The following is an 11,912-nucleotide window of genomic DNA, read 5'->3' on the forward strand; positions in this document are numbered from 1 at the left end:
CTCGTTTAGTTTTAAAAGGATGTGATCTTCAACAAAAGGCCCTATTCTTGAATAAAACTATATTTTTTTAATCATAAAAAGCCCCTCCGGACAGTCTAGAGTCCAAAGGGGTAAGCGATATGGTTTAATTCAAGGCTTCAGTTAATTGTAAATTAAAGCCTTGCACACAAACCAAAGAAAATGAGTATAAATGGGATACCCAGCACCCAAAGCCAAAATTCAACCGTACTCATCATATTGATATAAAATTCCGTATGCATAAACCATTGAAATATAGCCAAAAAAACGATGCCACAAAAAGTGGATAATGCAATAAACAGGAAGAGAAAAACCATCACAAGCAATGATTTTTTCACCGTATGGACAAACGTTGACATCATGAACAATCGCCTTCTGTTATTACACCATAAAGTTTACGCCCTAGGATTTCCAACGCTTCTCGCTTCATCCTATAATATTTATTTTTCCCCATGAATAATTGCGGATAAATTACCTCATCGCTGTATTTTGCCCCATCGTTTCGTTTTTGCAAATACTTTAATTCAATCAGTTCCTGTTCACAAGGATTAAGTGATTCCACTGCTTTAAATAATGTTTCCACCCATTCCCTTGCGCGAACAGATTGTAATGCAAAGCTTTCCGTCTTACTCTTGTTGAAGGTGCCGGAACCTTTTGGCATATCAGATATAGAAGAAACAACGCTTGGCACTTGGGTTTCTTTTGCCATTGCACTTATTTTAAAATACCGATTTAACCAATTTTTTTCTGCATGGTCAATAAAGAATTGTTGTTCATACTTTAGAATTTCTTCTATTTCTTTTTGAGTAAATATATTCTCAACTTCGGAAGTGAATCGCATTATGGAATCATCCTTTCTGGAATAGTAGGCTGTTTGTTTAATCCTGTTCCCTCTGGAGGATGGTATTTATCTAACGAACGTAATTTCCACTTTATACGTTGAAAATAAACAGATAGAAGCTCCTTTTTCCGACTGCTTCTAACGCTTTACTGAAATGCCTGTCATAATAACCCCATTCTTGCTGCATGTATTCTTGAGTAGTTTTATCATGCTGTCTCCTCCTCAGTTGTTTGTTATCGCAGCACATGACTTCATGATTATGATCTTGCATACGGTGGACTTCTGAATAATCGGAATGAATCACCAGTTTCTTTTTCGTACTTTTGTTGATAACTTGCATAATATTCCTCCAAAGTAATGCAAATCGTTCAAATAAGCCCTTCTCTACTTTATATTAATTTAAAATTAGACTATTTAGCTGTCACATGCTTAAATCAGCTTAAATTGACGATTTCACATACTGAACAAATGATGCTATACTAAAAAATATCTTATTGGAAATCAGAATGGTTGATATTTAGGCGTATCGTTGTTTTCTGTTTTCCGGTTCATTAAGATATTTTCTTGTTTTCGCTACCGTTGGTACATACTTGTCTCCAACGGAATTTTTTTGTTGCATCCATTGTCGCCATTTCCTGTCCGTTTCCATCTCACTGTCTTTCGGGTCAAACGCCATCACACTTTTCATTCCTAGAGACATTTAAAAATCCCTCCTTCTATAATCTGAACCATTCATCACAATCACTTCTGTATTTTCCATTATTCTTGAAAAATTCCGTTCGTTCACCCGTTTCTTTAGTTCTGGACTTTTTAAATTTGTCGTATAAATGGTTGCCTTTCCAGCACGATCATCGAGTATCTCAAACAGTTTGGAAGTAGACCATTCTGTTTGTTGTTCTGCCCCAATATCATCAAGAACCAATAAATCAACACGCTGAATAACACTTAGTAACTCCTCCTCTGTCGCACCTTCTTTGTTATAGGTTTGCTTAATTTTCGTTAGCAATTTTGGGAGCGATAGAAATAAACATTCATATCCCTGTTCCATTAACTTTTTAGTAATAGAAACAGAAAGGTGACTTTTTCCGGTTCCATAAATCCCTGTAAATAACATATTTTGCTTTCCATCAAATGTATCAATATACGTTGTTACAATTTGTTTTGCCTTCAATAATTCATTACTGGTAGGTTCATAGTTTTCTAATGTTGCTTGTTTTAGCGATTCATTTATTAACGAATAGTAATGGAAACTATTCATCAATTTTCTTTGTTTCCGTCGAGAACAAGCCTCTTTTGTTTGTTCAGCAAGTTCAATTTCCTCACAAATACATCCGTAATTGGCAATGACCTTTTCTCCTTTCCGAGGGCCGATAGGAATAATTAACTCTTTTTGTTCCACTTCTTGATTACACCCTTCACAAATAAAAGTATTAATCATCTTTTGCTCAGGACTTGCCATATGCTTATTAGCGCTTTCCATTAGGAAACCCTCCTTAGAACCCATAATTATACCCATCATCAGTAGAAATAGTGTTTTCATGTTTATTTGACTTGTAATGCTTCATCTCATTGTTTTCTATTTCTTCCAGCGTTAATAACGACTGGTTTTCCCAATTACGGAGTATCCCTTCAATGTAGTTCAGTCGTCTTTTATTATTTTTACACGCTATATTCAAAGCCTTTAAGATTATTTTTTCAGGATGTCTAAAAGGAGAATTCTCTAACCACGACAACAACTGCTTTTTAGCCTGAATATTATTCAATCCAAACCCATTATCATCCCAAAATTGAATTATTTCTGACGTATGTTGTTGTTCCTGTTCTTTATCTTCTTTCTTCTTTCTTCCCTCTTCCTCTTGTTCTTCTTCTATACCGTCACGTGACGTCACGCTAACATCACGTGATTTTTTTTCGAGTAATTTTTGCTTTTTCTTTCGTTTCCGATATCTTTTGTTGCGCTCTGCATTCAACTTTCTTGCACGGTCCATTCCCTCAACATTTTGATGTTTTTCCCAGTTGCTAATGTGAATAAAAGAATCTTCGTCGATATGAATCATTCCAAATTCTCGTAAGGTCTTCAGTGCAAGTCGTACAGTATTTACTGGTCTGCCGAAAATCGTAGCAAGCATTTCTTCCGTGTATGGTATATTTTCATTTAGATATATATACCCATTAGCATTAGTCTTTCCTGCTTGTGCCAGGAGCTTCACCCAAATAATGAGGATGGTATCTGACTCTGGCATCTGTTCGATCAATTTAATCTTTTCATCTTCAAACATAGAAATATCTAATTTGATCCACTTTAAATCCCGCATTACCCTCTTCCTTTCTTTTTAGAGAATAATAGTTTTTCAAAAAGAAATATTGATGCTATCTCATCCAATCCACCCCTTTTCTTTCCAAGTTGATATTCTACTGCCCATACATTCTTTAATGGATATACCGTATTCCTGTTCAAGACAAGTTAGAAAAGAATCAGCAACCATTTGTACATCCAGTAGTTCTTCAGCTTTTTGTTTGACTTGAACCATGTCATTATCATCAATAAATTCCGGCGGCTTCACTAAACTAAACGCCTTGATTCGTTCAATAGCTTCTGTTGTTTTGTTAATAAAAACCTGTTCTAGAGCTAATCTGTGCCATTCAATCGCTCTGCCTGTAGTAGCAAGTGGCGCAACATAATGTTTCGCAGTCTGACGGGCAATTTCAAATCCATATTGCGCGTCATTAAATGCGTCAACACTTTGTTTTGCTAAATCCTCCGTCATATTTCTTCGGTCATTTTCCAAGTGAGATACCAGTTGTTTACTGACATGCAATAAGTTCGCAGTATTTTCCTGGCTGTAACCCTTTCTATCTCGGACTGCTCTAAGGTACTTACCTGTTTTCAAATTCCATCTCCTCTTTTTGTATATATTTATTTGATTCTGAATACACCAAAGGCCGTTATGATAGGTTTATAAGCTTAAAAGTTTTCTTTCCATGGTTGTATCGTTTGTCAGGTCAATATGGTCTTTGATCCATTTGATAGCATCATCTTTTGGATAAAGAACACGATCACCCACATTTATTTTCGGAAAATCAGATCGTCTCACGATATGCGCATCTAACGTTTGTGTACTCACATTAAATACGTGTTTTGCCAGCTGCGTTTTACTGAGTAAATAAGGAAAATCATTTAATTGGTCACGATCCTGCTGCGCTTTTTCGGCAATCTGATACATCATATCGTACATTTTGTTTTCGAATTCCGGCTGCGGTTTAAGTGTTGTTTCAAACAAATCAATGTTACCTCCTTGGTTAACATGGACAAAGTGTCCAATTTATTGTTACAAAAAAAGCTCATCAACTGTGTGATCCAGAACATCAGCAATATTTTTAGCCAGATCTATTCCTGGATTTCTCTTACCTTGTTCAATTTTGTAATAGTAAGATGTGGATATACCCACATTTTTAGAGATTTCCTCTACATTCTTATAACCTTTATTTAATCTGATGTTTCTTAAGCTATTTCGCAATTGCACACACCTCCTTTGGACAAATCGTCCTACAACCCTATTTTAATGGACGATACGTACAATGTCAACATCTTTTCTCCCCGTTTTGTCCAATTATATTTTATGTTTTGGACAAATAGTATAGAATGATCTTATCGGAGGTCACAATATGAATTTTAGTGATAGGTTAAAAAAGCTTAGAAACAGGGAAAATCTGAGCCGAGAGGGATTAGCGGGTAAAATTGAAGTTTCGTATTCAACCATTGCAAAATATGAAAGCGGAACCCGAGAACCTGATTTTTCTACTTTAGATAAATTGTCAATTTTTTTTAACGTTGACACAGACTACCTTCTTGGGCGTACTGATACCCCGAAATCATCAAAAGAATTCGACTCATTGTCTGAGATCAAAAAAATAGTAGATGAATATGGCATTGAGGATATGTTTTTCCACAACATGGACGATTGGAAGAATCTAACTCCAGAGGATGTGGATGAACTGCGTAATCATTTTGAGTATATTGCTTATAAAGCTAGAAAAAGAAAAGAGAAAGAAGATAATGATTAGAATCGGCTATAACAAGTGATATGGATAAAACGATAATGACTTTTCGTTACACGATCTTCACTATATTTTCAATAAATATTATTGATGTGCAAAATATTGTACATCCTTTTTTGTACAATTATCACGAACGTGTGTTCCAATTGTAAGAGAGGGGGATACCATGAAATACATCACAACAGCCACGGAAGATGCAGTTAAAGATTTGTATTATAAAATGGGGTTGGTGGATCCGGATCATTCCGTTGATGACATTGCCCAAAGGCTTGGCATTCAATTGTTCTACCTTCGCAAACCCTCCTTTGCATCCCATGGATGCATATATTTAGACCCCACAATTCCAGAAAAAAGAAGAAAAGAAGTGTTTTCGCATGAACTGGGACACATTCTTTATCATTCCGGAATTCAGCTTTTCATGACTGAATCCTATCGTCGAATGCAAGAGTGGCAAGCCGATAACTTTGCTCTACATTTTGCGGTCCCTACTTTTATGCTAAAGGAAATTGAGCTCTTAGATTGGAATCAAGCAATTAATTCTGTTGTCACAACATTTAATGTTACACCTAATTTCGCAGCGAAAAGACTGGAACATTATGAAAAACAAATTCAAGGGTAATACTTCGTGAAAAACTAAGTAGAGAAGCTAATGGATTGTGAATAAAGGCCGGCATGAATATTAAGGTCCAATATACTTATTGCGATCATGCTTTGTAAATGTATTTATTCAATAGAACAAAAATACACAGATAATTTATATGATTTGATTGAGGTGATTAACATGGCTTCATTCAGAAAACGAGGAAAGACTTGGCAATTTACAGTGGAGATTGGAATTGACCCAGTAACAGGGAAACGAAAACAGAAAACTCAGAGCGGGTTCAAAACCAAAAAAGCTGCACAACTTGCTGCTTCTGAAATAGACAAAAAAGTAAACGATGGAACCTACATTGGAGAATCCGATATTACATTTGGTGAATTAGTTCCGATTTGGCTTAAATACTATAATAAATACGTTAGAAAAGGTACTATGGAAAGCAGGAATACATCGGTAAACAAGTTGAACGAGTACTTTAGGTTCATCATGATGCGAAAAATAAAGAAAACTGACTATGTGAGCATGCTTCACAATCTGCAAGATAGGGAACTTTCTGTAAACACCATAAAATCGATTCATTCAACTGCAAGCTTAATTTTTAAATATGCTTGTTACGAAATAGGTATCATCAAAATGAACCCGACAGAAAACGTGGATATGCGTTTTTTAAAATCAGCTGTTCTTTGTGAAAACGATGGCAGCCTCAAAGACAACGAAAAGTTTCTGGAAAAGGAAGATTTGGCTGAGTTTCTGCAAATAGCCAATTCCAGAAATGGTGAGAACCCTCAAGAATATATTGTGTTTTTAATGTTAGCCTATACGGGATTAAGACGCGGGGAGCTGTCAGTGCTAAAATGGCAAGATATTGACTTTCAAAATCAAACAATATCAATTACCAAAACATTTTCTTACGGCGATACAAAGGCAGGTAATGATATTCAGCTAATTTCTCCAAAAACTCCGGAATCCAAACGTGTTATCGACATAGATGATTTTGTTATCATCCAATTAAAAAAACATCAATCCTGGTTAAAACAATTCATGATGGAAAATAGGAAATTTTACAGAGATCAGGACTTTATATTTGTGAATACTTTTAAGTACCTAGGTTACCCGATAGCTCCGCAAACGATTTATTATCATATGACGGCCATTTTAAAGAAAATGGAATACCCTGTTAAATTGAGTCCGCATTCAATGCGGCATACACATGCATCACTTTGTATTGAAGCAGGTATACCATTACGAGACATTGCTGAGCGCCTTGGCCATCGTGATATTAAGATGCTGGAAAAAATCTACGCACATACAACGAAAGGGCAAAAGAAAAAGACGGCACAAATGTTCAACCAGCTAATGTCTAAAGTTCGTAAAGAAACACCATTTTAGAATAAATGTGGACAAAATGTTGACAAACGAGATTTTAAGAGTTGTTTTTACAAGCTGGAATAAAACTAGAACGCGTGCTATAATGACATTTGTGCAAGAGTATAAATTAAACAATATCCCCAACCATTTATATCTTGCAAATATAAATGATAGGTGGTAACAACATGCCAGATAAGAAGGAATATCAAGTATTATTGTACTATAATTATGTACACATAGAGGATCCGGAACAATTTGCAAAGGATCATTTGCAGTATTGCAAGGATTTGGAATTAAAAGGAAGAATACTAGTTGCACAGGAAGGAATCAATGGAACTGTTTCAGGAACTGTTGAACAAACGAATGCTTACATGGAAGCCATGCACAATGATCCGCGCTTTGCCGATATGGCGTTTAAAGTAGATGAGCATGATGGTCATGCATTTAAAAAGATGCATGTACGCCCACGTAATGAATTAGTAACGCTCCGCCTTGAAGATGATATTAATCCAAACCAAACAACTGGAACACATTTGAAGCCAAAAGAGTTTTTCAAGGCAATGCAGGATGAAAATACAATTGTCTTAGATGCCCGAAATGATTATGAGTTTGATTTGGGACACTTTCGTGGTGCAATTCGCCCTGACATTGAAACCTTCCGTGAATTACCGGAATGGGTAAAAGAAAATAGAGATCTTATCGAAGGAAAACGCATTTTAACCTATTGTACAGGCGGAATCCGTTGCGAGAAATTTTCGGGCTGGTTAGTTAAAGAAGGCTTTGAAGATGTAGCACAATTGCACGGTGGAATTGTTACGTACGGTAAAGATCCGGAGGTACAAGGGGAACTATGGGACGGACAATGTTACGTATTTGATGAACGCATATCTGTTCCAGTTAACCATAAAGAGCATGTGGTAGTCGGTGTTGACTATTTTGACGGCCAGCCATGTGAACGGTATGCTAATTGCGCTAATCCCCCATGCAACAGACAAATGATCTGTTCAGAGGAAAATGAACATAAATATTTGCGAGGATGCTCACACGAATGCAGGACTAGCCCGCGTAATATGTACGTTCAGGAACACGGATTAACAGAGGAAGAAGTACAGGAGCGATTAAATAAAATTGAGGAAGAAAAGAACCAAACAGTGTAAACAATTGATTATCGATTCTTATTATTTAAAAAGGTAGATCAGCTTAATTGCTGATCTACCTTTTATTTTTATTATGCTGATTGTTGACTACCACCTAATTTATCCGATTTGTTTCGCATAAACTGAATTGCCGCGATAATGCCAAAAATAATTAGGCCGACAACTGAGAATATTATGTCTGGATATACCAGCAATAATCCTCCAGCGAATAGGAAAAGACGTTCAAACCAGTTAACTTTGCTGACAAAATACCCAATCATTCCGGCACTTATACTTGCCATACCAAGCATAGCTGTAATTACCGCTATGGAAACGTTCATCACATTGGCATCCCCCTGTAATAGAAGAATTGGCTGTGAGACAAACATATATGGAATAATAAATGCCGCGATTGCCAGTTTAACAGCAGTTACCCCGGCTTTCATCGGATTGGCCCCAGCTATTCCTGCCCCGGCGTATGCAGCTAAACAAACAGGTGGTGTTATATCTGCCACAATCCCGAAGTAAAACACAAACATGTGTACAGCAATTACCGGAACATCAAATGCTAGTAAAGCGGGTGCAGCCATCGTCGCTGTTACAACATAGTTTGCTGTAGTAGGTAATCCCATACCCAAAATAATACATGCAACCATTGTAAAGAACATAACTAGGAAGAACTGTCCTTGGGCTAGATCAATAATACCACCAGCTATTTTTGGCCCTAGGCCTGTAGTAGTTACGGTGCCTGCAATAATACCTGCAGTTGCACAGGCCGCGATAACTGGTAACGCAGTTCTTGCCCCTTCTTCCAGGATTTTTATGATACCCTTAAATGATAATCTAGTGTCTTTCCTAAAAAAGCTAATCACAAATGCTGCCCAATAGCGAATAAAGCTGCATATGTCGGTGTGTATCCAACTAATAGAAAACCGATAATAATAATTAGTGGGATAAATAAGTCTAATCGTTTGATCAGATTTTTTGTTTTCGGAAGCTGTTCCTTCTTAAGCCCTAAAATCCCTTGTTTTCGCGCCTCAAAGTGGGTACCCATAAATACACCTGAGAAATAAAGAATTGCAGGGATAATCGCGATAACAATGATATCGTTATAAGGTATACCAGTGTAGGATGCCATTATAAATGCTGCGGCTCCCATAATTGGCGGCATAATTTGTCCACCAGTTGATGCTGATGCTTCTGTTGCAGCAGCAAAGTGGGGTTTAAATCCTGCATTCTTCATCATTGGAATGGTAAAAGAACCAGAACCAACAGTGTTTGCAACGGAACTACCACTTACCATACCCTGCAGTCCGCTTGCAGCAACTGCTGCCTTAGCAGTTCCCCCTGTATATCTTCCTGTCAAACGCAAAGCGATATCATTAAAAAATTGTCCAATATTTGTTTTAACTAACATAACCCCGAAGAATAAGAACAAATAAATGTATGTGGATGAAATTTGAATAGGAATACCAAATATGGAGCTTGAGCTAAAAAACATTTCAGTAGCTAGTGACGGCCAGTCATATCCAGCATGTCCGATAACCGGAATATATTGACCAAGCAAACCGTATAGTAGAGCTAGAATAGCGATGATAACGATTGGAAGTCCAACAACTCGTCTTGTTGCCTCTAGTAGTAAAATGATTCCTGCTGTTGCAACAATTTGGTCTGTATAGGTAAAGCCAAAAATAATTGCGTTATTTATGAGTCGCTCATAATTAAATATAATATAGTAGTTCGTAAATAATGCAGCAAGTGCTAATAATGCATCATACCATGGAACACCTCTACGCTTTGTCATGGATGATTTAATTGGATAAAGTAAATACACCAGACTCAGCCCTGCTCCCAGATGAATGGCACCTTGTATCAGTGAAACTTTCGCTCCATAAAATGCTGTGTATAGCTGAAAAATGGTTAATGCACTACCAATAATCAGAGTTACCCAGCCCCAGGCACCTAAGTTTGTACGAAAAGCACTTTCCTTATCATACTTTGCCATCAATTCATCTTTATCTATTTGTCCAGTATCTTGTATAGCCAATAACGTAACCTCCGTTCCCTCCCTCTATTAAAGAGGGTAAAGAACCGGACACGTTCGTCCGGTTCTTTCATTCCTATTATTCTATAATGCCGACTTCTTTAAAATACTTTTCAGTACCAGGATGCAGTGGTAAATCCCCTACACCTTTAAGTGCGTTGTCTTTTGTAATTAGTTTCGCTTGAGCAATTGTCATATCGCCTGACTTTTCATACAACGTTTTTGTCAGTTGATATGCAAGATCCTCACTCACTTGGTCTTTTGACCCAAGAAGAAGCGCCATAGCCGTTACAGTTTGTACTGGTTCATCTAACCAGTCATATGTTCCAGGCTCAACTGTGTATGCTTCATACTGGCTGTTTTTAGTGACTTCTTTTAATGCGTCACCTTCAATATCCAGTAACTTAACTTCTTTTGTTGCAGCTTGTAATTCATCGGTTGAAGAAGATGGTACACCTACAACCTCAATCGATGCATCGATTGTTCCATTTTGAAGCTTACTCTTAGCATCTCCAAAGCCTTCCTCATATGCTTCATAGTCGCCTTCTTCAATACCATATGCTTTCAAAATTAATTCAGCAGCTGCACGGGTTGCTCCACCTGGAGGTCCAATTGCAACTTTTTTACCTTTTAAATCAGCAATTGATTCAATTCCAGTTGACTTAAGTGTTGCTACTTGAACTGCCTCAGGGTATAGTGAACCAATAACTGCTACGTTATCTATTTCTTTACCTTTAAATTCTCCTTCACCAGCAACAGCATCAAGCATTGTCGTATTCTGTGCAATTCCAAGTTGGAAATCACCTGATTGGATCTTGGCAATATTCTCAACAGATGCACCAGATTCTACTGAACTAACATCAAAGCCGTCAACGTCGATATTATCTTTCCATAGATTAGCCATTTCCCCGCCAAGCGGATAATAGACTCCACCGACACTTCCGGTTCCCATGGTCAGATTTGTTTTTGGATCTCCACCGCTGTCACCGCCGCCATCACTGCTTCCACCTTTGCCGCTTTCGCCACATGCACTAAGTATCATGCCGACAGCAAGAAGAAGCATTAATAATACTAAACTCTTTTTCCTCAAAATAATGTCCCCCCTATTTTTTTATTTATCTAAAACATATTGAAAATATGTTTCAAATACATATGAACACGTTTCCAATAAAAATGATAACGTTTTACTAAGTATTTTAACCTAATTTAGTTAATCCTACAAGTTTTAAAATAATTCCAATTGCTTATTATATGCGGACTCAGACAACTTTTAGTAATGTATCCGAAAAATAAATCACCATTTTTGACATGTATTAACACTGTTGCTATATTTTAATGCAAGGAGGTCGCAGATATGACCATTTATGATTATTCGGCAAAAACCCTTATGGGAGAAGAAAAGTCGTTGCATGAGTATGAAGGAAAAGTGGTATTAATTGTAAATACCGCAAGTGAATGTGGCTTCACTCCACAGTTTGAAGGACTTCAGAAATTATATGATGACTATAAGGATCAGGGTTTAGAAATTCTCGGTTTCCCTTGTAATCAGTTTAATAATCAGGATCCCGGTTCAAACGAGGAAATATCCGATTTTTGCCAGCGGAATTATGGTGTTACCTTTCAAATGTTTAGCAAAATAGATGTTAAAGGCGATCAGGCCCATCCATTATTCCAGTATCTTACAAAGGAAGCTCCTGGAATGCTGACCAAACAAATCAAGTGGAATTTCACCAAGTTTTTAATTAATACGAAGGGTGAGGTAATCAATCGGTTCGCCCCGCAAACTAAGCCAGAAAATATTAAAGACGACATTGAAAAAGCATTAAACGCATAAGTCAAAAAGAAGCT

15 protein-coding genes and 1 pseudogene are annotated in these 11,912 nt (G+C 37.0%); 5 read left to right on the plus strand and 11 right to left on the minus strand.

What is annotated here, in order from left to right:
• Positions 1-152: 152 nt before the first annotated feature.
• The 9 genes from CFK37_RS03935 to CFK37_RS03975 all read right to left on the minus strand — a co-directional run bounded on the left by CFK37_RS03935 (position 153) and on the right by CFK37_RS03975 (position 4,377).
• Positions 153-380 carry a hypothetical protein gene (locus tag CFK37_RS03935; protein ID WP_089060659.1) on the minus strand — a complete coding sequence of 76 codons (228 nt, stop codon included), beginning with the start codon at positions 378-380 and terminating at the stop codon, positions 153-155.
• The gene (locus CFK37_RS03940; RefSeq protein WP_089060660.1) at positions 377-859 is read right to left on the minus strand and encodes an ArpU family phage packaging/lysis transcriptional regulator; all 483 of its coding nucleotides are present in this window, start codon (positions 857-859) and stop codon (positions 377-379) included. The genes CFK37_RS03935 and CFK37_RS03940 overlap by 4 nt, the downstream gene beginning before the upstream one ends.
• A 91-nt stretch (positions 860-950) precedes the next feature.
• Positions 951-1,199 carry a hypothetical protein gene (locus CFK37_RS03945; protein ID WP_089060661.1) on the minus strand — a complete coding sequence of 83 codons (249 nt, stop codon included), beginning with the start codon at positions 1,197-1,199 and terminating at the stop codon, positions 951-953.
• A gap of 177 nt (positions 1,200-1,376) precedes the next feature.
• On the minus strand, positions 1,377-1,559 hold the full coding sequence (locus CFK37_RS03950) for a hypothetical protein (RefSeq protein WP_089060662.1): 183 nt from the start codon (positions 1,557-1,559) through the stop codon (positions 1,377-1,379).
• The gene (locus CFK37_RS03955) at positions 1,560-2,339 is read right to left on the minus strand and encodes an ATP-binding protein (RefSeq protein WP_089060663.1); all 780 of its coding nucleotides are present in this window, start codon (positions 2,337-2,339) and stop codon (positions 1,560-1,562) included.
• Between the two features lie 13 nt (positions 2,340-2,352).
• Complete coding sequence (locus CFK37_RS03960; protein ID WP_089060664.1) at positions 2,353-3,174, minus strand: phage replisome organizer N-terminal domain-containing protein; 822 nt, start codon at positions 3,172-3,174, stop codon at positions 2,353-2,355.
• A 60-nt stretch (positions 3,175-3,234) separates the two neighbouring features.
• Positions 3,235-3,750 (minus strand): helix-turn-helix transcriptional regulator, encoded by a 516-nt coding sequence (locus CFK37_RS03965; protein ID WP_157724792.1) that lies wholly within the window; start codon positions 3,748-3,750, stop codon positions 3,235-3,237.
• Between the two features lie 66 nt (positions 3,751-3,816).
• The gene (locus CFK37_RS03970) at positions 3,817-4,140 is read right to left on the minus strand and encodes a DNA-binding protein (protein WP_089060666.1); all 324 of its coding nucleotides are present in this window, start codon (positions 4,138-4,140) and stop codon (positions 3,817-3,819) included.
• 48 nt (positions 4,141-4,188) lie between these two features.
• Positions 4,189-4,377 (minus strand): helix-turn-helix transcriptional regulator, encoded by a 189-nt coding sequence (locus CFK37_RS03975; RefSeq protein WP_089060667.1) that lies wholly within the window; start codon positions 4,375-4,377, stop codon positions 4,189-4,191.
• Positions 4,378-4,525: 148 nt separating this feature from the next.
• Between CFK37_RS03975 and CFK37_RS03980 the strand changes: the two genes are divergently transcribed.
• The 4 genes from CFK37_RS03980 (at position 4,526) to trhO (ending at position 8,041) form a co-directional block, all read left to right on the plus strand.
• The gene (locus CFK37_RS03980) at positions 4,526-4,924 is read left to right on the plus strand and encodes a helix-turn-helix domain-containing protein (RefSeq protein WP_089060668.1); all 399 of its coding nucleotides are present in this window, start codon (positions 4,526-4,528) and stop codon (positions 4,922-4,924) included.
• A 160-nt stretch (positions 4,925-5,084) separates the two neighbouring features.
• On the plus strand, positions 5,085-5,537 hold the full coding sequence (locus CFK37_RS03985; RefSeq protein WP_089060669.1) for an ImmA/IrrE family metallo-endopeptidase: 453 nt from the start codon (positions 5,085-5,087) through the stop codon (positions 5,535-5,537).
• Positions 5,538-5,699: 162 nt separating this feature from the next.
• On the plus strand, positions 5,700-6,905 hold the full coding sequence (locus CFK37_RS03990) for a site-specific integrase (protein ID WP_172840453.1): 1,206 nt from the start codon (positions 5,700-5,702) through the stop codon (positions 6,903-6,905).
• A 164-nt stretch (positions 6,906-7,069) separates the two neighbouring features.
• A complete protein-coding gene (gene trhO / locus CFK37_RS03995; protein ID WP_089060671.1) occupies positions 7,070-8,041 on the plus strand; it encodes an oxygen-dependent tRNA uridine(34) hydroxylase TrhO in 972 nt (323 codons plus the stop codon).
• Between the two features lie 71 nt (positions 8,042-8,112).
• Here trhO and CFK37_RS04000 read toward each other — a convergent pair.
• Positions 8,113-10,025, minus strand: a pseudogene (locus CFK37_RS04000) (TRAP transporter permease).
• 118 nt (positions 10,026-10,143) lie between these two features.
• The gene (locus tag CFK37_RS04005) at positions 10,144-11,154 is read right to left on the minus strand and encodes a TAXI family TRAP transporter solute-binding subunit (protein WP_342746740.1); all 1,011 of its coding nucleotides are present in this window, start codon (positions 11,152-11,154) and stop codon (positions 10,144-10,146) included.
• A gap of 264 nt (positions 11,155-11,418) precedes the next feature.
• Between CFK37_RS04005 and CFK37_RS04010 the strand changes: the two genes are divergently transcribed.
• A complete protein-coding gene (locus CFK37_RS04010; RefSeq protein ID WP_089060673.1) occupies positions 11,419-11,898 on the plus strand; it encodes a glutathione peroxidase in 480 nt (159 codons plus the stop codon).
• Positions 11,899-11,912: the final 14 nt, after the last annotated feature.

It is taken from the genome of Virgibacillus phasianinus, from assembly GCF_002216775.1.
Classification (GTDB): Bacteria; Bacillota; Bacilli; order Bacillales; family Amphibacillaceae; genus Virgibacillus_F; species Virgibacillus_F phasianinus.

Bases quoted from the DNA above. Each gene is read 5' to 3' on its own strand.
- CFK37_RS03935 (WP_089060659.1), bottom strand. From the start codon at position 380: ATGATGTCAACGTTTGTCCATACGGTGAAAAAATCATTGCTTGTGATG.
- CFK37_RS03940 (WP_089060660.1), bottom strand. From the start codon at position 859: ATGCGATTCACTTCCGAAGTTGAGAATATATTTACTCAAAAAGAAATA.
- CFK37_RS03945 (WP_089060661.1), bottom strand. From the start codon at position 1,199: ATGCAAGTTATCAACAAAAGTACGAAAAAGAAACTGGTGATTCATTCC.
- CFK37_RS03950 (WP_089060662.1), bottom strand. From the start codon at position 1,559: ATGTCTCTAGGAATGAAAAGTGTGATGGCGTTTGACCCGAAAGACAGT.
- CFK37_RS03955 (WP_089060663.1), bottom strand. From the start codon at position 2,339: ATGGAAAGCGCTAATAAGCATATGGCAAGTCCTGAGCAAAAGATGATT.
- CFK37_RS03960 (WP_089060664.1), bottom strand. From the start codon at position 3,174: ATGCGGGATTTAAAGTGGATCAAATTAGATATTTCTATGTTTGAAGAT.
- CFK37_RS03980 (WP_089060668.1), top strand. From the start codon at position 4,526: ATGAATTTTAGTGATAGGTTAAAAAAGCTTAGAAACAGGGAAAATCTG.
- CFK37_RS03985 (WP_089060669.1), top strand. From the start codon at position 5,085: ATGAAATACATCACAACAGCCACGGAAGATGCAGTTAAAGATTTGTAT.
- CFK37_RS03990 (WP_172840453.1), top strand. From the start codon at position 5,700: ATGGCTTCATTCAGAAAACGAGGAAAGACTTGGCAATTTACAGTGGAG.
- trhO (WP_089060671.1), top strand. From the start codon at position 7,070: ATGCCAGATAAGAAGGAATATCAAGTATTATTGTACTATAATTATGTA.
- CFK37_RS04010 (WP_089060673.1), top strand. From the start codon at position 11,419: ATGACCATTTATGATTATTCGGCAAAAACCCTTATGGGAGAAGAAAAG.